Here is a 22370-nt window from a genome sequence, read left to right as displayed (position 1 = left end):
TCCGGCCCGCCCTCACCCGCCGAGGCCGGACGGCAGCTCCTCCGCGACGAGCGCGACGAGCCGCTCGCTCATCTCGTCGACGTAGAAGTGGCCGCCCGGCAGCAGATGCACCCGGCAGTTCGCCACGGTGTGCTTCCCCCAGCCGGCCAGACCGTCCGCGGCCACCTGCTCGTCCCGGGTACCGCCGAAGACCGTGATCGGGCAGGACAGCGGTGGTCCTGGCCGGTAGCGCCACTGCGCGGCCGCGGCGAAATCGGCGCGGATGACCGGCAGCAGCAGCTCCATCAGACCGTCGTCGGCGAGGACCTCGGGCGGCGTACCGCCGAACTGCCGGATGCGTTCGAGGAACGCGTCGTCGGGGAGCAGGAAGTCCACGTCCGGCTCGCCGTCCGCGTCGGCCGCCCGGGTGCCGGACACCAGCAGTTTGACCGGTGCCCGGCCGTGCTCCTGTTCCAGCTCACGGGCCACCTCGAAGGCGAGCGTGCCGCCGAGGCTGTGTCCGAAGAGGGCATACGGTTCGCCGGCCGCCGGGAGGACCTGGCGCAGCACGTCGGTCACCAGACCACCCATCCTGGTGACGGGGCGTTCCCCGGTCCTTGCGCCGCGCGCGGGCAGTTCGAGGGGGACGACCTCCAGGTGTCGGGGCAGCCGGTGCTGCCAGCCGTCATAGATGCGCTGCGCCGAGCCCCCGGCATAGGGAAGGCAGTACAGGCGTATCCGCGTGCTCAAGGGTTCCTCCGGATCGGTTCGGGTCGGGGCCGGTGCGCCGCCGGCGGCATACCGCCGGTCGCGCACCGGCCCCGGGCCGGAGCGGGGTTGGGTACTTCGCGCACCGGGAGTGCTGCGGCTGCTCCGTCAGCCGTCGGAGCCGGCGTCGATCAGTCGCACCAACTCCTCGGCGTGGTCCGCGAGATACATGTGCCCGCCGGGCATCTCGGTGAAGGTGAAGTCGCTCACCGTCGCCTTGCGCCACTCCTGGGCGCGCTCGGCGTCGACCAGGTCGTCCGTGGTGCCCCGGATCGAGCAGATCGGTACCGCCAGCGGCTCGTCGGTGCTGGGTGTGTAGTTCTCGTGCATCTCGCAGTCGGCTCGCAGTGTCGGCAGGACCAGTGCGCGCATCTCGGGGTGGTCGAGTGCCTCGTGCCGGAATCCGGCGAACACTTCGACGCGGGCGAGGAACTCCTCGTCGGGCAGTCCCGTCGCCCGCCGGGCCCGCTGGGTCCAGGGGCCCGGCGAGCCGCTCACGAACAGCCGCTCGATGTGCACCTCGTCGCGCGAGCTCAGCAGGTGGGCCAGCTCGTACGCGAGTACTGCTCCGAGGCTGTGCCCGAAGAACACCACCCGCGCGCCGTCGCCGACGGCCGCCACGACGTCCTCGACCGTCCCGCGTGCCGCCTCACAGACGTTCCGGTAGGGAGTCTCGAGGAGGCGCCGCTCCCTGCCCGGGAGTTCGACCGCTACGACGCGGAACCGATCCCCGGCCAGGGCCCGCCACGGGTGGAAGAACGAGGCGCCGGCGCCCGCGAAGGGTACGCACACCAGCGTGGTCCGCTGCTGCTTGTCGGAAGACATGTCGGTCCTTCCGCCGTCGCTACGAGGCGAGGTCCGCGGCCAACGTCACGCGCAGGCTCCGCGGACGCAGATCGGTCCAGTTCTCCTCCACGTACGCGAGGGCCTGCTGCCGGGTCGCCTCGCCGAGTGCGACCCGCCACCCGGCCGGGACCTCGGCGAACGCGGGCCAGAGCGAGAACTGCTCCTCGTCGTTCACCAGGACGTGGAACCGGCCCGTCTCGTCGTCGAACGGATTCGTACTCATCGTCTCTGTTCCCTTTCCTGCGAAAGTGCCGGAGTTCCCGGATTTCCCGGGGTTTCTGAAGTCCGCGGTCACGCGTCGAGCTTGTCCCTGATCACTCCACAGATGTGTGCCGCGGGCGCGGGCATGTGCATGTCGTGGTGGGTGGCCTGCACGCTGTGCTCCTCGACGACACCGCGCACGTGCGGCTCCCACAGGGGCGCCCAGGACCCCTCTTCCTCCTCCCGCAGCGCCGAGTCGAAGAAGACGGCGTCGCCGCGGAACTCCGGGGACACGTACTTCCGCATGATCGTCGTGTGGTGGGCGACCACCTTCGCCATGGTGTCCACGAAGCGGTCGTCCGCGCCGATCCGGAAGAACCGTCCGAGGAACCCTTCGACCACGGCCCGTACGGACGACTGGTCGTGCTCCTCCATCTCCGCGAAGAAGCTCGCCGGGACGCAGTCCAGCATCACGAGCAGTGGCACCTGATGGCCGCGCCGGTCCAGCGCGTCGGCCACGGCGTGGGCGACCGTGCCGCCGTAGGACCAGCCGAGTATGTGGAACGGCCCTTCCCGCTGGACCTCCAGGATCTGTGTGACGTAGTCCTCGACCATCTCCTCCACGGTCTCGGGCAGCGAACCGTCCTCGCCGTAGCCCCGGGACTGCAGCGCGTACACCGGCCGGTCCTTCAGATACGGCACGAAGCTGAAGTAGGGCCAGCTCACACCGCTGCCCGGGTGGACGAACCACAGCGGTTGTTTGTCCGTGCCGCCGTTCAGCGAGAGCACCCCCGCGAACGGGTCGGCGAAATCGTCCGGGACGCTGTTGCTGAGCAGCAGCGCCGCCAGCTCACCGGCCGTCGGGTGGCGGATGATCGTCCTGATGGGCACATCGACGTCGAACTCCCCGCGGATGCGGGAGCTGAGCCGGGTCGCCAGGAGCGAATGGCCGCCGATGTCGAAGAAGTTGTCGTCGATGCTGACGTACGCCAGCCCGAGCACCTCCTCGAACAGGGCGCACATCTTCCGTTCGTAGGAGTGGCGCGGCGCCCGGCCGCCACCGGCATGCTCCTGCCCGGGCTCCGGAAGCGCCCTGCGATCCAGTTTGCCGCTGGGCATGGTCGGCAGCTCGGGCAGGACGACGACCGCCGTGGGCACCATGTACTCCGGCAGCCGTTCCTTGGCGTACTCGGTCAGCGCCGTGACGTCGACCTCTCCGTCCCCGGGCACGACATACCCGACGAGCCGCTTGTCGTTGCGCTGGTCCTCGCGGACCACGACGGCCGCCACGGCCACATCGGGGTGGCTCAGGAGCACCTGCTCGATGTCACCCGGTTCGATCCGGAACCCTCGGATCTTGATCTGGAAGTCCGCGCGTCCCACGAACTCCAGTTGGTCGTCCCGGTTCCACCGGACGATGTCGCCCGTACGGTACATCCGCTCGCCCGCGGCGCCGAACGGGCACGCCACGAACCGTTCCGCGGTCAGCGCGGGCCGGCCGAGATAGCCGCGCGACACTCCCGTGCCGGCGAGGTAGAGCTCTCCGGTCACCCCCGCCGGGACGGGACGGAGGTCCGGGTCGAGCACGTACGCCCGGGTGTTCCAGATCGGAGCGCCGATGGGGATGCTCGTGGCACCGGGACGGTACGGCCACGCGGTGACCTCGACCGTGCACTCCGTCGGCCCGTACAGGTTGGACATCGCGCACTGCGGGAGCAGCGCCGTGACCTGGTCGGCCAGCGTCGGTGAGAAGGCCTCGCCGGCGACCTCCATCCGCCGCAGCCCCGTGCACTCGGCGGCGGCCGGTTCGGTCACGAAGACCTCCAGCATGGAGGGCACGAAGTTGGCGTCGGTCACCCGCTCGTCGCGGATGAGCCGGGCGATGTACGCCGGGTCCTTGCGTCCCTCCGCGTCGGCGATCACCACCGTCCCGCCCGCGTGCAGCGGTCCGAACAGCTCCGGGAGCCACATGTCGAACCCCACCGAACTGGTCCACAGGGCCCGGGTTTCGGTGCCGGTGCCGTATTCGGCGAGGCCCCACAGCACCCGGTTCATGATCGAGCGGTGGGACACCACCACACCCTTGGGCCCGCCGGTCGAACCGGACGTGTAGATCACGTACGCGGCGTTGTCGGGTGCCGCCCGTACGCCCGGGTCCGTCGTCGGGCGGTCCGACACGTCCGGCAGCTCACCGGTCAGCGTCAGCCGCGGACGCGCCTCGTCGAGCATGCCGGCCGTCCGCCCCTCCGGCAGATCGGTCTCCACGGGCAGGAACGCGGCCCCCGCCTTGAGTACGCCGAGGAAGGCCACCACCAGCTCCTCGGAACGCCGCATCCGCACGGCGACGAGGCTGTCGGGGGCGGCCCCCTGCTCGATCAGCCAGTGCGCGAGCTGGTTCGCCCGGGCGTTCAGTTCCCCGTACGTGGTCTCCCGGCCGTCGTACACCAGCGCCGTCCGGCCGGGCTCACGCTCGGCCTGCGCGGTGAAGCCCTCCGGCATCGTGTGGACACCGATCTCCCTGGCGGTGTCGTTCACTGTCCGCAGCACCCGCTCCCGCTCGCCCGGCAGCAGCACGTCGACGGTGGCCAGCGGGGCCGTCGGGTCGGCGACGACCTGCTCCAGGACCCGGGCGAACCGCGCGGTGATGTCCTCCACCGTCGTCCGGTCGAACAGTCGGGTCGGGTACTGGAGGGCGCCCCGGATCCGCTGCTCGGCGTCCTTGGTGATGCTGAAGTGCAGATCGAACTTCGCGGCCGCGGGGGTGAGCTGCACCAGGGTCGCTTCGAGTCCGGGGAACACGAAGTCCGGTTTCTCGTAGTTCATCCACTCGCACATCACCTGGAACAGCGGCTGGTACCCGGCGGAGCGGTCAGGGTTGATCGACTCCACGAGGAGCTCGAAGGGCACGTCCTGGTTCTCGTAGGCCGCGAGGGCCTTGTTCCGCACCTGTGCGAGCAGCTCGGAGAACGACGGGTTCCCGGAGAGGTCCGCGCGCAGCACCCAGGTGTTGACGAAGCACCCCACCATGTCCGTCATGGAGTCGTCGGTGCGTCCGGCGACGGGGCTGCCGATGGTCAGGTCGTCCCCGCCGCCCAGCTTGTGCAGCAGCACCGCGAGGGCGCTCTGCACGACCATGGACGCCGTCGAGCCCCGTTCCGCGGCCAGTTCGTCGAGGCCGCGCACCACCTCCGGCTCCACCGAGAACTCGACCATGTCGCCCCGGTGGTCCGTCTCGGTGGACCGCGGCCGGTCCACCGGCAGCCGCAGCGGCTGCGGCACGTCGGCCAACTCGTCGCGCCAGTAGCCCACCTGGGTCGCGGCGAGGCTGTCCGGGTCCCCGACGTCGCCGAGGACCTCGCGCTGCCACAGCGTGTAGTCCTTGTACTGGACGGGCAGCGGCTCCCAGGCAGGCGCCCGGCCCTCCCGCCTGGCGGCATAGGCTCCGGCCAGGTCCCGCATCAGCGGTCCCAGGGAGCCTCCGTCCGCGGTGATGTGGTGGAGCACGATGACAAGGACGTGCTCTTGCGGGGCCCGGCGGAAGACGCTGACCCGCACGGGCAGTTCGGTCGCGAGGTCGAACCGGTACGAGATCGTCTCCTCGAACGCGGTGTCCGCCGCGTCCGGATCCACCTCGACGACCGGCACCTCGAGGGACACCTCGGCGTCGCGCAGAATCCTCTGGTACGGCTCCCCTTCGTCGTCCTCGGCGAACAGGGTGCGCAGACTCTCGTGCCGGGCGACCACGTCGCGGACCGCGTCCCCGAGGGCGGCCGTGTCCAGCACCCCGGTCAGCCGGTAGGACAGCACCAGGTTGTAGGTGTCGGAGGGTCCCTCCATCTGCTGCAGGAACCACAACCGGCGCTGCGCGAACGACAGCGGAATCATCATGCTCACTCCTCGGTCATCTTGCGCAAACGAGGCCGGCTCGGTTTGGCCGACTGCTCCGCCCACGCGACTAGCTCGGACACGGTTGGCGAATCGAAAACCTTGCGAATGGGGATCTCCACTTCCATCTCCCGGCGGGCCCGGGTGATCAGCCGGGTGGCGAGCAGCGAATGGCCACCGAGGACGAAGAAGTCGTCGTCGATTCCGACGCGCTCCAGGCCGAGCACTTCCGCGAACAGCGCGCAGAGGATCTCCTCGCGGGCGTTGCGCGGCGCGCGGCCGGTCGAGAGCCGGGTGTAGTCCGGCGGCGGCAGCACACTCCTGTTGAGCTTTCCGTTGGGTGTCAACGGCATCTCGGCGAGCGGCACCACCGTGGAGGGCACCATGTACTCGGGCAGGTGCTCGCGCAGGTACTGCGGCAGCTCGGCGAGCAGCGGGCCGACGGCCGAGGCCACGCCGGGGTCGTTCGCCGGCGCCCGGGTGCTGCCCGCGCAGTCCAGGAAGGCACCGGTGGCAGGCCGCGGCTCGGGCAGGAGCACCACGTCGAAGCAGTGCGCGGCCTCGTCCGACCACGTGCTGAGCGCCTCCCAGCCCGCCTGCCGCGCCATCCGGTGCAGATCCGCCGGGTCGACCGGCTTGCCGCTCGGCCCGGCCTCCTCCATCACCCCGGCCGCGACGGCGGCGGCGAATTCCTCGGCGAGGCGCGCGTTCGGGATGCCGCTCACCCGCACCGGCGCGCCGCCCGCGTTCTCGACGAGCCGGCGCAGACCGGCGAGCTCGCCCACCTGCTCGCCCCAGCGCAGGGCGGGCACCGCGTCGAGGGCCTCAAGGACGGCCGGTGCCTTGTACAGCACGACCTCGTAGCGGTGCCTGGTCAGTTCGTTGTGCGCGGCACCGGGCTTCAGCCGGATGTCCACTCCGGCGGCCCCGTGCTCGCGGGCCCAGGCGGTGAACCACCGCGGATCGACGACGAGTTCCTTCTCGGCGAGCAGCGCCCGCTCCACCAGGGCACGCAGTTCCTCCGGACGCGCCCGCGGATGCGCGGCCCGCTGCGTCGCGTGGAACAGCATCCGCAGCGTCGCGGCATTGCGGACGTCGCCGACGACGATCCGGCCGCCCGCGGCGAGTCCTTCCATGGCCTGGCGCAGTACCCGGTCCAGATAGGCGGTGCCCGGGAAGTACTGCACCACCGAGTTGAGGACGATGGTGTCGAAGGTCCCGGACGGCAGCCCGGACAGGTCGTCGGCGGGCTGGTGCCGCAGGTGGACCCGCTCGCCGTGTCCGGCCCGTGCTGCCTGCGCTCCCAGCCGTTCGAGCACGGCGGCGGAGAGGTCGGTGCCCCAGTACTCCTCCACCTCGCCGACGACGTGGGCGAGGAGCAGTCCGGAGCCGACACCGATCTCCAGGACGCGCCGCGGGGATCCGCGCAGGATCGTGCCGACCGCGGCGTCGCGCCATTCGAGCATCTGGGGGCGCGGTATCGGCTCGCCGTCGTAGGAGGACTTCCACAGCTCGAAGTCCTCGCCCCACTCGGCCTGCGCGGAGTCGGTGTAGGTGTCGTCGTACACCTGCTGCCACTCGTCGACCTGGGCGGCGGCGGCGCCGGCCGCGGCGTTCGGCGCGGGGACCACGTACCCGACGAGGCGCTTGTCGTCCGTCCGGTCCTCGCGCACCACGACGGCCGCCCGTGCCACCCCGGGGTGGGCGCCGAGCACATGCTCGATCTCTCCCGGCTCGATGCGATAGCCGCGGATCTTGACCTGGAAGTCGCTGCGCCCGATGTAGGCGAGGCGGCCCTCGGTGTCCCAGCGCACGAGGTCACCGGTGCGGTACATCCTTGTTCCGGCCGTGCCGAACGGGCAGGCGACGAACCGCTCGGAGGTCAGCCCCGTGCGGCCGAGGTAGCCGCGGGCGAGACCCTCGCCGGCGATGTACAACTCGCCGCTCACGCCGCGCGGTGCGGGGCGCAGGTCCGGGTCGAGGACGTACACCTGGGTGTTTCCGATGGGAGTGCCGATCGCGGGGGCCTCGTCCCCGGCGCCGACGGGCGCGGTGGTGGACCAGATCGTCGTCTCCGTCGGGCCGTAGGCGTTGCACACCTCGTCGGCCTGCTCGGCGAGTGCCGTGGCCAGCGGCGCGGGCAGCGCCTCACCACCGACGAGCACGCGCAGCCCCTTCGCGGCGCCCGGTTCCTGGGTGAGGAGCATCTGCCAGAACGCCGGGGTGGCCTGCACCGCGGAGACGCGGTGCCGCCGCATCGCCGCCAGGACCGCGGAGGGCTGGGAGACTGTCTCCTTTCCGGCGAGGACGACGGCCGCCCCGGAGATCAGCGGCAGATGGATCTCGAGTGCCGCGATGTCGAAGGCGATCGTGGTGACCGCGAGCAGCCGGTCCGTCGGCGACAGCGGGAACCGCCGCCGCATCGTGGCCAGGAAGTTCGCCAGGGCGGAGTGCGGGACCGCCACCCCCTTCGGGTTTCCGGTGGAGCCGGATGTGTAGATCACGTATGCCGTGTTCTCCGGCGATGTGCCCGGCCGCGGTGGCGTGTCCGGACAGCCCGAGCAGTCCGCCGTGGCGAGGGCGTCGCTGTCGAGCACCAGCGCGGGGCGGGAGTCGTCGAGGATGTGATCGATGCGGGCGCGCGGGTGGTCCGGGTCGACGGGGACGTAGGCACCGCCCGCTTTCAGCACCGCGAGCAGCGTGACGACCAGGTCTGCGGACCGGGGAAGGAGCACCGCCACTCGTGACTCGGGCCGCACACCGCGGTCGATCAGCCAGTGCGCGAGGCGGTTGGCCCGGCTGTCCAGCTCGCCGTAGGTCAGCGAGGCGTCCTCGCTCGCCACGGCGAGGGCGTCCGGGGTGGCTCGTGCCTGGAGGTGGACCGCCTGCGGTACGCCCGTTTCCAGGGTCGGTTCCTCGGTGGCGTTCACCCTCCGCAGCAACCAGTGCCGCTCGTCCTCGCCGAGTACGTCGATGTCTGCGACGGGTGTCGCGGGGTCGGCGAGGAACCGGTCCAGGACCCGGGTGAGGCGGTCGGCGATCTCCGCGGCCCGGTCCGGCGGGAACAGGTCCTTCTGGTACTGCAGGGCTAGCTGCAGTTGCGGGTCGGACGCGGCGGTGAGCGTGACCGGGTAGTGCGAACCGGCGAACGGCCTGAGCCCGGTGATGGCGACCCCGGCCGCGTCGTTGGCCTCGACGAGCGCGTCCCGGTCCACCGGGAACGACTCGAAGAGCACCAGCGTGTCGAACAGCGTGCTCAGCCCGGTGGCCTGCTGGATCTCCACGAGGCTGTGGTGATGGTGGTCGAGCAGCGCGGCCTGCCGGTCCTGCAGGTCCGTGAGCAGCTCGGCGAAGGTCAGACCGGCACCGCAGCGCACCCGTACGGGCAGGGTGTTGATGAAGAGTCCGACCATGTCGTCGGCGCCCATGAGAGCTGCGGGCCGCCCGGCGACAGTGGCCCCGAACACGACGTCGTCGCGTCCGGTGAGCTTGGCGAGCAGTACCGCCCAGGCTCCCTGCACCAGGGTGTTGAGGGTGACACCGAGCCGGGCGGCCCGCTGGGACAGGCCGTGCATGTCGGCGAACTCCACCTCCAGGTGTCCGATCCCGGGGGAGCCGTGCGCGGCCGCGGCGTGCGGCGCGAGCAGCGTGGGTTCCTCGACACCGGCGAGCTCGGCCGCCCACGCCCGCGCGGACTCCCTGTTGTCGTGGCGGGCGAGCCAGGCGAGGAACTCGCCGTAATCGCGGGTGCGCGGCAGTCCCGTGCCGTCCCCGTCGGACGCGTAGAGCATCAGCAGGTCCCGCATGAGGAGCGGCATCGACCAGCCGTCGAACAGCACGTGGTGGGCGGTGAGCACGAGTTCGGCGCGACCGGGGCCGAGGAGCACGAGCGCGAGTCGGATCAGCGGTGGCTCGCCGACGTCGAAATGGGCGGCCCGGTCCTGATCGAGGAAGCGTTCCAGCGCCTCGTCCTGTGCGGGGCCGCTCGCCGAGGTCAGGTCGATGCAGCGCCACGGCAGCGGCACCTGGTCCGGGACCACCTGCACCGAGTCCCCGTCGGTCTGGGTGACGAAGGCGGTGCGCAGATTCGCATGGCGGGCGAGGAGCGCTTGTCCCGCCCGGCGCATGCGCTCGGGGTCGACGTTCCCGGAGAGGTGGAAGACGAGCTGCATGTGGTAGACGTCGAAGGCGCTCCCGGAGAGCAGAGCGTGGAACAGCAGTCCGGACTGCACGGGCGTGACCGGCCAGATGTCGGTCAGCGAGCCGTACCGCTCCTGCCAGGTCTCGATCTCGGCCTGCCGGACGGAGACCAGTGGTGTGTCCGAGGGGGTCAGACCTCCCGCGTCCGGGGTCGTGGCGTGGCGGGCCAGGGCGGTCAGCGCCTCGGTCCACAGCTCCGTGAGCTCGACGACCTCGGCGCGGGACAGCACGCCGGTCGGGAAGCCGAAGTACGCGGTGAGCTGCCCGTCGTCACCGACGTTCGCGTTGATCTCCAGTTCCGACAGAACCGGCATGCCGGCGTCGGGAGCGGCCACGAGGTCCCGGTACTTAGCGTCCGGTACCCAGCCCGTGCCCCGCAGGTCCTCCGGGAGGTCGGCGGCGGAGACCTTGCCGAGGTAGTTGAAACCGATTCGCGGTTCCCGGTGGTCGGCGAGGCCATCGGCGGTACGGGGGTTGAGGTGGCGCAGCAGTCCGAAGCCGATGCCCTTGTCCGGCACGGCCCGCAGTTGCTCCTTGACCACCTTGAGCGCCCGGCCGGCCGCGGGCCCGCCCGCGAACGCGTCCGCGATGTCGACCCCGGACAGATCGAGCCGTACCGGAAACATCGAGGTGAGCCAGCCGACGGTGCGGGACAGGTCGGCGCCGGGGACCAGGTGCTCTTCGCGCCCGTGCCCCTCAAGGCGGACCACGGCCGAAGACTCCGGTACGCCGCGTGCCGCCCGCCACCGGGCGAGCGCCAGGGCAAGGCCGGTGAGCAGCGCGTCCTGGGCCCCGCCGCGGAACACGGCGGGCACGGTGTCCACCAGCGTCCGCGTCGTGCCCGCGGGCACCCGGACCCGCACCGTGTCGACGGTGGCGGCGACATCGCGCGAGCGATCGAGTTCGCGCGCCCCGAGCCGCTGCTCGTCGCCGCGCAGGACGTCCTGCCACAGCGGCAGCTCCTCGACGCGCGCCGGATCGGCCGCCGCGTCGGCCAGAGCGTGCGTCCAGCGGCGCAGGGACGTACCCACCGGGCAAAGCGCCGGGGGTTCGCCGTCCGACACCCGCTGCCAGGCAGCGGCCAGGTCGGGCAGCAGGATCCGCCACGACACCCCGTCCACGACGAGGTGGTGCAGCACCACCAGGAGCCGTCCGACGCCCGGGTCCGGTGCCAGCCACACGAACTGTGCCATGACTCCGGCGTCCGGATCGAGCCGTCCCGCGGCCGCGTCCAGCTCGGTCGCGACCAGGTCCGCGGTGACCCGGTCGGTGCGGACCTCCCGCAGCAGGGTGTCGGCGTCGACGCTGCCGCGCGGACCGGTCCGCAGTCCCGGATCCGCCCGGTCGAGCCGGGCGCGCAGCACGTCGTGCGTGTCGATGACCGCCTGCAGCGTCGCGACCAGGCGCGGTCGGTCCACGGCTTCGGGCAGGGTCAGCACCGCGGACATGGAGAACCGGTCGAAGCCGCTCCCGAGGGCCAGGGTGTGCGCCGCGGTCGGCGGAAGCGGCATCCAGCCGATGCCGCCGCCGGGCAGTTCGGCCAGGGCCGTGCTCTCCTCCGTCCGCCCGGCGACCGTCTCGGCCAGGCGGGCGACCGTGCGGTGTTCGAAGATCTCCCGTGCGCTGATCACCACCTCGCGCGTCCTGGCCCGGGTCACGACCTGGATGGAGCGGATGCTGTCGCCGCCGATCCCGAAGAAGTCGTCGTCCACACCCACTCGTTCGGTGCCGAGCACGTCGGCGTACACCTCGGCGAGCACCCGCTCGGTGTCCGTGCGCGGTGCCCGGTACTCGGCACCGGTGAACTCCGGCACGGGCAGCGCGGCCCGGTCCAGCTTCCCGTTCTCGTTGCGCGGCAGCCGGCCGAGGACGACGAGGGCGTCCGGCACCATGTAGTCCGGCAGCCGCTTGGCCACGAACCGCCTGAGGTCCGCCACCGAGACGCCGGCGCTCAGGTCGTAGTCGCCCGCCGCGTCGCCCGCCCCGGACTTCGCCGCTACCGGCACGATGTACCCGACGAGGCGGGAGTCGGCCGCCGACCGCCCCGGCACGGAGAGCACCGCGGCCTGGCTGACGCCGGGGTGTGCGGTGAGGGCGGCCTCGACCTCGGACGGCTCGATCCGCAGCCCTCGCACCTTCACCTGGGCGTCGGCCCGCCCCACGTAGGCGATGCTGCCGTCCGCGTCACGGCGCACCAGGTCGCCGGTGCGGTACATCCGGCCGCCCGAAGGGTCGAAGGGGCACGCCACGAATCGTTCCGCGGTCAGTGCGCCCTGCCGGTGGTAGCCGCGGGCGACCAGGCCTCCCACGTACAGTTCGCCGACGGTGTGGGGAGGCGCGAGCGCGAGTCCCGGTCCGAGCACATAGGCGCGCATACCCGCGAGCGGATGCCCGATCGGTACCGTGCCGGTCCCGGTCGCGCGCCCCTCCACCGTGAAGGTCGTGGCGTAGAAGCTCTCGGTCTGTCCGTAGGCGTTGACGACGCGCGCCTCGGGCAGCGCGTCGGCGACCCTGGCGACCAGATCGGCGGAGAGCCCCTCGCCGGCGAAGACCAAGGTGTCCACCTCGATGCGGCCGGTGCCCCCGTCGAGCAGCGCGGCGAACACCGAGGGCACGGCGCTGACGGTGGTGCCCGACCAGTCGGCGCGCTCGCCGAGTTCGAGGACGTCGCGGACGATCTCGACGCTCGCGCCCGTGGTGAGCGCGGTGAACATCTCGAACACGGAGACGTCGAAGTTCACCGATGTCGCGCCGAGCATGCGGGAGCCCTCCGCGACCCGCACCACTTCGGCGAGGTGCCGGACGCCGTTGACCACCCCTGCGTGGGTGACGGCGACGCCCTTCGGCCTGCCCGTCGATCCGGAGGTGAACATCACGTACGCGACGTTCCCGGGGCGGGCACCGCCCGGGCCGCCGTCCGGTTCGCCGTCCAGGTCGTCGAGGCCGAGCAGGGGTTTCCCGGAGTCCGGCAGCGCGGGCCCCACCGTGCCGTCCGTGAGGACGAGCGCCGGGTCAGCGTCGCCGAGAAGCCGGGCGATACGCTCGGCGGGATGGCCGGGGTCGACGGGCAGGTACGCTCCCCCGGCCTTGAGCACGGCGAGCAGCGCGACGGGCAGGTCCGCCGAACGCGGCAGCGCCACGGCGACCAGCACCTCGGGTCCGACCCCGTGGGCACGCAGGCCCGCGGCGAGCCGGTCGGTGCGCGCGTCCAGTTCCCGGTACGAGAGGGCGGTCGTCCCGCACACCACCGCCACGGCGTCCGGGGTCCGCGCGGCCTGCCGCGCGAACAGCTCGGGCACCGTGGACACGGGTGCCGCCGCCGCGTCGTCGTGCCCCGCGAGCAGCCGGTCCCGCTCGGCATCGTCGAGGACGTCCACCGCGCCGACGCGCACCCGCGGGTCGGCGACCACCTGCCGCAACACGCGGACGTACCGCTCGGCGAGGGTCTCGGCCGTGGCGCGGTCGAACAGGTCGGTGGCGTACTCCAGGAGTCCCTGGACGCGGCGCCCGTCCTCGTCCGTCACCTCGGTGAGGTTGAGGAACAGGTCGAACTTCGCGGTGCCGGTGGCGATCGGTTCGATGCCGACGGCCAGCCCGGGCAGCTCGAAGTCGGCTCGGGTGAACTTCTGCCAGGCGAACATCGCCTGGAACAGCGGGTGGTAGGCCGTGGAGCGGTCCGGGTTGAGCAGCTCCACCAGGCGTTCGAAGGGCACGTCCTGGTTGCCGTACGCGGAGAGGGACTTCTCCCGTACCTGCTCGACGAGGCCGTCGAAGGTGGGGTTGCCGGACAGGTCGGTGCGCAGCACCCAGGTGTTGACGAAGAAGCCGATCAGGTCGGTGAGCGCGTCGTCGGTGCGGCCTGCGATGGGTGAGCCGACCGGGATGTCTTCGCCCGCACCGAGCCGGTGGAGCAGGACGGCGAACACCGACTGCATCAGCATCGACAGGGTGACGTCCCGCTCCTTCGCGAGGTCCGCGGCGGCGGCGAGCAGGTCGTGCCCGATGGTGAACTCGAGCATGTCGCCGCGGTGGCTCGCCCGCCCCGGCCGCGGCCGGTCCGTGGGCAGGTCGAGCGGCTGCGGGGCGCCGTCGAGGATTTCGCGCCAGTACGTGGACTGGGCGCTGAGCACACTGTCCGGGTCGTCGGCGGTGCCGAGCAGCTCGTGCTGCCAGATCGCGTAGTCGGCGTACTGGACGGCCGGTTCGGGCCAGTCGGGGGCCCGGCCGTCGCGGCGGCAGGCGTAGGCCTGGGAGATGCCCTGGATCAGCGGGGCCATCGACTCGCCGTCGCCGGCGATGTGGTGCACGACCAGGGTGAGGACGTGCTCGCCGGGGCCGAGCCGGAGGATGCGGGCCTGGAGGGGCAGTTCGGTGGCGAGGGCGAAGGGGTGGCGGCCCGCGTCCGCGACCCGGTCGGCCACCTGGTCCGGAGTCACGTCGATGACGGGCACGGTCAGGCGTGCCTCGGCCGCGGGCAGGACACGCTGGTAGGCGATGCCCTCCTCGTCCGCGTCGTAGAGCGTGCGGAGGCTCTCGTGCCGGTCGACGACGTCCTGGATCGCCGCCGCGAGCGCGTCCGTGTCCAGCGCGCCGGTCAGCCGCAGCGCCATCGGGATGTTGTAGGTCGCCGACGGTCCCTCGAAACGGTCGATGAACCAGAGCCGGTGCTGCGCGAAGGACAGCGGCAGCCGTTCCGGCCGTTCGGTCAGCCTCCGCAGCGGGGGCCGGACCATGAGATCCGACGACAGGTGCGCGGCAAGCTCGGCGACGGTGGGCGACTCGAAGACGGCCCGGATCGGGACCTCCGCGTCCAGGACCGCACGGATGCGGCCGGTGAGCCGGGTCGCGAGCAGGGAGTGTCCGCCGAGGGTGAAGAAGTTGTCGTCGATGCCGACCCCGGCTGTCCCGAGCACCTCGGCGAACAGCTCCGCCAAGGCCTCCTCACGGGTGGTGCGGGGCGCGCGGTAGGCCGCCCCTGTGTGCTCGGGCTCGGGCAGCGCAGCCCGGTCCAGCTTGCCGTTGGGCATCAGCGGCAGCCGGTCCAGGAGCACGAAGGCCGCCGGGACCATGAACTCGGGCAGCCGTCCGGCGACGAACCGGCGGATGTCCTCGGGGTCGGTCGCGCCTGTCGGCACCGCGTACGCCACGAGCTGGTCGCCGCCGGGCCCCTGCCGGACGACGACGGCGGCCTGGGAGACCCGCGGGTGCCCGGTGACCGCGGCCTCGACCTCGCCGGGCTCGATACGGAAGCCGCGCACCTTGACCTGCGCGTCCCCACGGCCGACGTACTCCAGTTGTCCGTCGCCGTTCCGGCGGACCAGGTCACCGGTGCGGTACATGCGTGCGCCGGGTGGACCGGAGGGGTCGGCGACGAAGCGCCCGGCGGTCGCCTCGGGACGTCCGTGGTAGCCGCGGCCGACGTTCCCGCCGACGTACAGCTCGCCGACGGTGCCCGGCGGCGCCGGGGCCAGGCCCGGGCCGAGGACGTAGGTCCGCATGTTGCCGAGCGGGGCGCCGACAGGGACGCTGCCCGCCCGGTCCGCCGTGTCGTCGGTGACGGTGCAGGTGGTGGCGTAGAACGTCTCGCTCTGCCCGTACGCGTTGACGACCCGTACGCCGGGAAAGGCGTCCCGGACCTTGGCCACCAGGGAACCCGGCAGGGCCTCACCGGCGAAGACGAGGGTGTTCACGCTGGTGTTCCCGGCGATGCGGTCGACGAGTTCGGCGAACGCGGACGGCACGGTGGAGACGATGTCGCCGCTCCATCCGTCCCTCTCCGCGAGGACGAGCACATCGCGCACGACCTCGACGACGCCTCCGAAGGCCAGGGCCGTGAAGATCTCGAAGACCGACACATCGAAGTTGATCGAGGTACCCGCGAGCAGCCGCTTGCCCGGGCCCGTGCCGACCACGGGAGCAAGCCGCAGGATGCCGTTGACGACGTTCGCGTGGGTGATGGCGACGCCCTTGGGCCTGTCCGTGGAGCCGGAGGTGTACATCACGTACGCCAGCCGGTCCGCGGACACCGGCAGCCCGAGGTCGCCGGCGTCGGCGCCGGACAGGTCGAGCGTGTCGACACGGACCACGCCGGCGCGGTGCGCGGGCAGCACGGACTCGGTCGCGGTGTCGGTGAGGACGAGATGCGGCCCGGCGTCGGCGAGGATCGCCTCCAGGCGCCGGCTCGGGTACTTGGGGTCGATCGGCACGTAGGCGCCACCGGCCTTGAGCACGGCGAGCAGGCCCGCCACCAGGTCCGGCGAGCGCGGGAGCGCGAGGGCCACCACGGACTCGGCGCCGACGCCGCGGGCCACCAGGGCGCGGGCGAGGCGATTGGCGCGGGCGTTCAGCTCGCCGTACGTGAGACGGACGTCCTCGAAGACCAGCGCCTCCGCGTCCGGGGTGGCTGCCGCCCGGCGCTCGAACAGCTCGGTGACGGGGACGTCGGGTGTCTCGGCGTGCGTGCGGTTGAGGGCGCGCAGCCTCTCGTGCTCGGCCGGCTCCAGCAGGTCGACGCGGTCGACGGGCATCCGCGGATCGGACACCAGGCTCCGCAGGACGCGCCGGAACCGGGCCGCGATCAGCTCGACCGCGTCCTCGTCCAGGACGTCCGCCCGATAGGTGAGCAGCAGCCGCAGATACGGGTCGGCCTCCGCCATCACGGTGAGCGGGTAGTGCGTGCCCGTCGACGGGCGGATGCCGGTGAAGGAGATGCCTCCCGCGGAGTCGGTGGCGGCGCTCAAACCCTCCCGGTCCACCGGGTACGACTCGAAGACGACCAGCGTGTCGAAGAGGGACGGCAGACCGGCGGACTGCTGCATCTCCGCGAGTCCGTGGTGGTGGTGTTCCAGGAGGCGGGCCTGCCGGTCCTGGAGCCGGATCAGCACCTCGGCGAGGGTGTCCCCGGGTGCGTGGGGGACGCGTACGGGAAGGGTGTTGATGAACATCCCCACCATCGAGTCGACGTCCGTCACCGCCGGCGGCCGCCCGGAGACGGTGGCGCCGAACACCACGTCCCCACGGCCGGTGAGCCGGCCGAGGAGCACCGCCCAGGCGCCCTGGACCAGGGTGTTGACGGTGACGCCGAGCTCGGCGGCGCGTCGGCCGAGTGCGCGTGCCTCGTCGGGCGGGAGCGCGACGTCGACCACACCGGCGGCCTCGACCGGACCGGCGTCGTCCGCGCCCGGGGAGCCGGGAACGATCAGGGTGGGCTCGTCGAGTCCTTCGAGCTCGGCCGCCCACGCCCGGGCCGCCCCTTCCTCGTCCTGTGCCCTGAGCCAGACCAGGAAGTCCCGGTAGCCGTTCGTCCGCGGCAGCGTCGAGAGGTCCCCCGCGGCCCCGTACAGGCGCAGCAGGTCCTGCATGAGCAGGGGGAACGACCAGCCGTCGAACAGCACATGATGGGCCGTCAGGACCAGCTCGGAGCTCTCCGGGCCCGTGCGGACCAGCGCGAAGCGCAGCAGGGGCGGCCGAGCCGGGTCGAAGGAGCGGGCCCGGTCCCGGGCGAGGAAGCGGTCGAGGGCCGCGGCGCGCTCGGCCTCGTCGATCCCCCGCAGGTCGCTCTCCTGCCAGGGGACCTCGACCCGGTCGAGGACGAGCTGAACCTGGTGCCCGTCCGTGTCGGTGACGAAGGCGGTGCGCAGATTGGCGTGCCGGTCGAGCAGTGCCTGGGCGGCCGCCCGCATCCGGACCGGGTCGACCGGCCCCTCGACGTGGAAGCTGAGCTGCATGCGGTACGCGTCGAAGTCGGTGTCCGCCAGCATCGTGTGGAACAGCAGGCCGGACTGGAGCGGGGTGAGCGGCCACACGTCCGTGAGTGTCGGGTAGCGCTGCTCCCAGTCGTCGATGGACTGCTGGCCGACCGTGACCAGCGGCAGGTCGGAGGGGGTGAGGCCGCCCGCGCCGGGGGTGGCGGCGTGCCGGGCGACAGCGGCGAGCGCCTCGCCCCACAGGTCGGCGAGGCCCTGGACCTCGGCGCGGTCGAGGACGCCGGGCGGAAAGGAGAGCACGGCTTCGAGGCCGGCGCCCTCTTCCGTGTCGACGACGAACGAGCTGAGCTCGACGACGGACATCGCCGGCATCGTGGCGTCCAGCGGTGCGGCCAGCTCGGACACCTGGGTGAAGCCGAGGCCGCGCAGGTTCTCCGGCATGTCGGCCGCCGAGAAGCGGCCCAGGTAGTTGAAGCCGATCTGGCCGGTCGGGAACGCTCCGAGCCGGGCCGCCGTGTCCTCGTTGAGGTACCGGAGCAGGCCGTAGCCGATTCCCTTGTCCGGGACGGCGAGAAGCTGTTCCTTGACCGCCTTGACGAGGGCCCCGGCGGCCGGCCCGCCCGCGAACGCCTCGTCGAGGTCGCACCCCGTGGTGTCCAGGCGGACCGGGAAGAGGCTGGTGAACCAGCCGACCGTGCGCGAGAGGTCGGCGCCCGGGACCAGGTGCTGCTCGCGGCCGTGGCCCTCCAGTTTGACCAGCGCGGTCGGCTCCTCGACGCCGCGCTCGCGCCGCCACCTGGCGACGGCGAGGGCGAGGGCCGCGAGGAGCCCGTCGTTGACACCGCCGTGGAAGGCCGTGGGCACGGTCGTCAGGAGAGCCTCGGTGACCTCCGCCGGGATCCGGAACCGCAGGTGCTGCAGGGCGGTGCGGGTGTCGACGGCCGGGTCGAGCGGCCGCTTGCCGAGCTGCGGGTCGGGGCCCTCGAGGATCTCGCGCCACAGCGGGAGTTCGGCGAGCCTGCGTTCCGTGTGGGCCTCGTCGACGAGGGCGTGCGTCCAGCGGCGCAGGGACGTGCCGACCCGGGGCAGCTCCGGCTCCTCGCCGCTCCGTATGCGCTGCCAGGCCGCGGCGAGGTCTGGGAGCAGGATGCGCCAGGACACGCCGTCGACCACTTGGTGGTGCAGCGCGATGATCAGGCGGCCGGCGCCCTTTGCCGGGTCGCACCACACGAACTGGGCCATCACGCCCCCGTCCGGGTCCAACCGCCCCACGGCCGCGTCGAGTTCGTCCGCCACAAGGCGCTGCCCGGCCTCGCCGTCCCAGTCGCCGTCACAGGCGACCCGACGGATCAGCGCCGCCGCGTCCACCGATCCCGCCGGGTCGACGCGCAGGCCGTTCCCCTCGAACCGGGACCGCAGCACGTCGTGCCGGTCGAGGACCGCGCCGACGGCGGCGGTGAGACCCGCCGCGTCGATGTCCTCGGGCAGTTCGGCGAGCACCGCCATGGAGAAGCGGTCGTACGCGCCGCCCAGTTCCCGCATGTACGCGGTGATCGGCAGCAGCGGCAGCAGCCCGGTGCCGCCGCCCTCGTACTCCTGAAGGACGGGGCCCGTGTCGTTGGCCGCGGTCGCCACCGGGGCCAGCTCGGCGACGGTGCGCCGCTCGAATATCTGCCGCGGCGTGACCTCCAGGCCCTTGGCGCGGGCCCGGGAGACGACCTGGATGGAGCGGATGCTGTCACCGCCGACGGCGAAGAAGTCGTCGTCGGCTCCCACCCGGTCGAGGCCGAGGACCTCGGCGTACACGTCGGCCAGGATCTGCTCCCGGTCCGTGCCCGGCGCGCGGTACTCGCTGCCCGCGAACTCCGGCTCGGGCAGTGCGGCCCGGTCCAGTTTGCCGTTCGGGGACAGCGGCAGCCGGTCGAGGACCACGAAGGCCGACGGCACCATGAAGTCCGGCAGCCGTTCGGAGACGAAGCCGCGCAGTTCCTTCGCCGTCAGGCCGGAGCGGAAATCGGCCGTGGTGATGTCGCTGGTGAAGGCGGGGACGACATATCCGACCAGGTGCTTGCCGGTGCTGGTGCCGTGCCCGTCACGAGCGACGACGGCCGCCTGCGCGACCCCGGGGTGTGCGGTGAGCGCGGCCTCGACCTCACCGGGTTCGATGCGGAACCCGCGCACCTTGACCTGCGCGTCGGCCCGTCCCACGCACTCCAACTGGCCGCCCGCGTTCCACCGTGCCAGGTCTCCGGTGCGGTACATCCGCGCGCCCGCGGGGCCGAAGGGGTCGGCCACGTAGCGCTCCGCGGTCAGCGCGGGGCGGTCGTGGTAGGCGCGGCCCAGACAGGTTCCGGCCACGTACAGTTCGCCGACCACGCCGTTCGGTACCGGCGCGAACCCCGGGCCGAGGACGTAGGCCCGCATATTGCCCAGTGGTGTCCCGATCGGCGCGACGTCGGCCCCGTCCCAGTCGTCGGACGCCGGGAGGCAGAACGCCGTGGCGTAGAAGCTCTCGCTCTGCCCGTAGGAGTTCACCACGCGTACACCGGGCCGCGCCTCGCGCACCTGCCGCACGAGCGATCCCGGGAGCACGTCGCCGGCGAGGACCACGGTGTGCAGATGGGGCATCGCGCCGAGCCGGTCGACGAGTTCGGCGAGGACCGGCGGCACCGTGCTGATCACATGGCCGGTCCAGGGCTCCCCCTCCGCGAGGACCATGGCGTTCGGCACCACCTCGACGGTGCCGCCGGTGAACAGGGTGGTCAGGAACTCGAAGACGGACACGTCGAAGTTCACCGAGGTACCCGCCAGCATGCGGGGGCCGGACGGCGCGTCCAGGGTGCGGATCAGTTCGAGCACACCGTTGACCACGCTCCGGTGGGTGATCGCCGCGCCCTTCGGCCGGCCCGTCGAACCGGAGGTGTACATCAGGTAGGCCAGGTTGTCCGGTCGCGGCGACGCGGCACGGCGGACGCCCCCGGGGTGCGCGGCGGCCGTGTCCCACTGCTCCGCGTCGTCGAGACTGATCACGGCGAGGCCCGCCGCGGGAAGCTTCGCCGAGGTCGCGCCGTCGGTGACCGCGAACCGCGGGCGGGCGTCGGACAGGAGGAAGTCGACGCGCTCGCTCGAGTACTGCGGGTCGAGGGGCAGATAGCCTGCTCCGGACTTGAGGATGCCGAGGAATCCCACGAGGAGGTCCTCGGTGCGCGGCAGGGCGAGGACGACGACGGACTCGGGCCCGGCACCGCGCCGGACCAGCTCCCCCGCGAGCGCGTTCGCCCTGCTGTCGAGCTCCCGGTACGTCAGGGTCCGCCCGTCGCAGACGACGGCGGGCTCCTCGGGAGTCCTGGCCGCCTGCCGTTCGAACATCTCCGGCACGGTCAGTTCGGGCAGTGGCCTGCTGGTGTCGTTGAAGCCGTCGAGCAGCCGCTCACGCTCCGCCTCTTCGAGGACGTCGAGACCGCCGACCCGCCGGTCCGGGTCCGCCACGATCTGGCGCAGCACCCGGATGAAACGGTTCGTGACGGCCTCGGCCGTGGCCCGGTCGAACAGGTCGGTGGCGTACTCCAGTCGGCACTCCGCGCCACCGGAAGGGTGCGGGACCATGTTGAAGAACAGGTCGAACTTCGCCGCCTGGTTCTGGTTCGGCTCGAACACGACCTCGAGGCCGGGAAGCTCCACCTCCGGCCACGAGATCTGCCAGGCGAGCATCACCTGGAAGAAGGGATGGTACGCGGTGGATCGGTCCGGGTTGATGAGTTCCACGAGCCGCTCGAACGGGATGTCCTGGTTCTCGTAGGCGGCGAGCGCCTTGTCCTTCACCCGGTCGAGAAGCTGCGAGAACGTCGGGTTCCCGGAGAGGTCCGCGCGCAGCACCCAGGTGTTGACGAAGAATCCGACGAGTTCCTTCAGCGCCGCGTCCGTACGCCCGGCGATCGGACCGCCGATGGTCAGGTCGTCCCCGCCGCCCAGGTGGTGCAGCAGCGTCGCGAGCGCCGACTGCATGACCATGGACACGGTGGTGTCCCGCCGGGCGGCCAGCTTCTCCACGGCCGTGAGCAGGTCGGCGTCGATCCAGGCCTCGACCAGGTCGCCCCGGTGGCTCGGCGCCCTGGGCCGCGGCCGGTCGGCCGCGAGGGCCAGCGGCTGCGCGAGTCCGGCCAGCTCGTCCTGCCAGTGGCGCAGTTGCCGGGCCGCCAGACTCGCGGGGTCCGACTCGTCGCCGAGCAGGTCGAGCTGCCAGAGCGTGTAGTCCGCGTACTGCACCGCGAGGGGTTCCCACACGGGTGCCCGGCCCTCTTTGCGGGCCGCGTACGCCGATGTCAGGTCACGTACCAGGGGCGCGGTGGATTCGCCGTCCGCGGCGATGTGGTGGAGGACGATCGCCAGCGTGTGGTCGCGCGGTCCGCACCGGAGCAGCGTGGCCCGGACGGGCAGGTCGGCCGTCAGGTCGAAGGGCCGGGCGACGGTGTCGGCGATCGCGGCGCCCCGCTCCTCCTCCGTGACCTCGACCACCGGCAGCACGAAAGGCTGCGCGTCCACGGGGAGCACGTGCTGGAACGGAGTGCCGTCGGTGTCCTCGACGACCACGGTCCGCAGGGCCTCGTGCCGGCCGACGACATCACGGAAAGCCATTTCCAGCGCACCGGCGTCCACTTCACCGGTCAGACGGAGCACGAAAGGCGCGTTGTAGGTCGGCGAAGGGCCTTCGAACCGGTGAATGAACCACATGCGACGCTGCGCAAACGACAACGGAATCATCTTGTCTCCATATCTCCGTGACGA

At 72.1% G+C, this 22370-nt stretch carries 5 protein-coding genes; all 5 read right to left on the bottom strand.

Annotation, left to right across the window (positions count from 1 at the left end; genetic code table 11):
• Positions 1-12 precede the first annotated feature (12 nt).
• The 5 genes from IG78_RS0119900 to IG78_RS50185 all read right to left on the bottom strand — a co-directional run bounded on the left by IG78_RS0119900 (position 13) and on the right by IG78_RS50185 (position 22346).
• On the bottom strand, positions 13-729 hold the full coding sequence (locus tag IG78_RS0119900) for a thioesterase II family protein (protein ID WP_051852782.1): 717 nt from the start codon (positions 727-729) through the stop codon (positions 13-15).
• Positions 730-855: 126 nt separating this feature from the next.
• Positions 856-1572, bottom strand: a complete 717-nt coding sequence (locus tag IG78_RS0119895; protein ID WP_030565074.1) for a thioesterase II family protein — start codon at positions 1570-1572, stop codon at positions 856-858.
• Between the two features lie 19 nt (positions 1573-1591).
• Positions 1592-1816: an MbtH family protein gene (locus IG78_RS0119890; protein ID WP_030565073.1), complete on the bottom strand. Its 225-nt coding sequence runs from the start codon at positions 1814-1816 to the stop codon at positions 1592-1594.
• Between the two features lie 68 nt (positions 1817-1884).
• The gene (locus IG78_RS0119885; protein WP_225882118.1) at positions 1885-5682 is read right to left on the bottom strand and encodes a non-ribosomal peptide synthetase; all 3798 of its coding nucleotides are present in this window, start codon (positions 5680-5682) and stop codon (positions 1885-1887) included.
• A 2-nt stretch (positions 5683-5684) separates the two neighbouring features.
• The gene (locus IG78_RS50185) at positions 5685-22346 is read right to left on the bottom strand and encodes a non-ribosomal peptide synthetase (RefSeq protein ID WP_037685717.1); all 16662 of its coding nucleotides are present in this window, start codon (positions 22344-22346) and stop codon (positions 5685-5687) included.
• Positions 22347-22370: the final 24 nt, after the last annotated feature.

This window comes from Streptomyces aureocirculatus, from assembly GCF_000720475.1.
GTDB lineage: Bacteria > Actinomycetota > Actinomycetes > Streptomycetales > Streptomycetaceae > Streptomyces > Streptomyces aureocirculatus.
The sequence above is the reverse complement of the archived record's forward strand: the minus strand, read 5'-3'. Positions and strand labels throughout refer to the sequence as shown.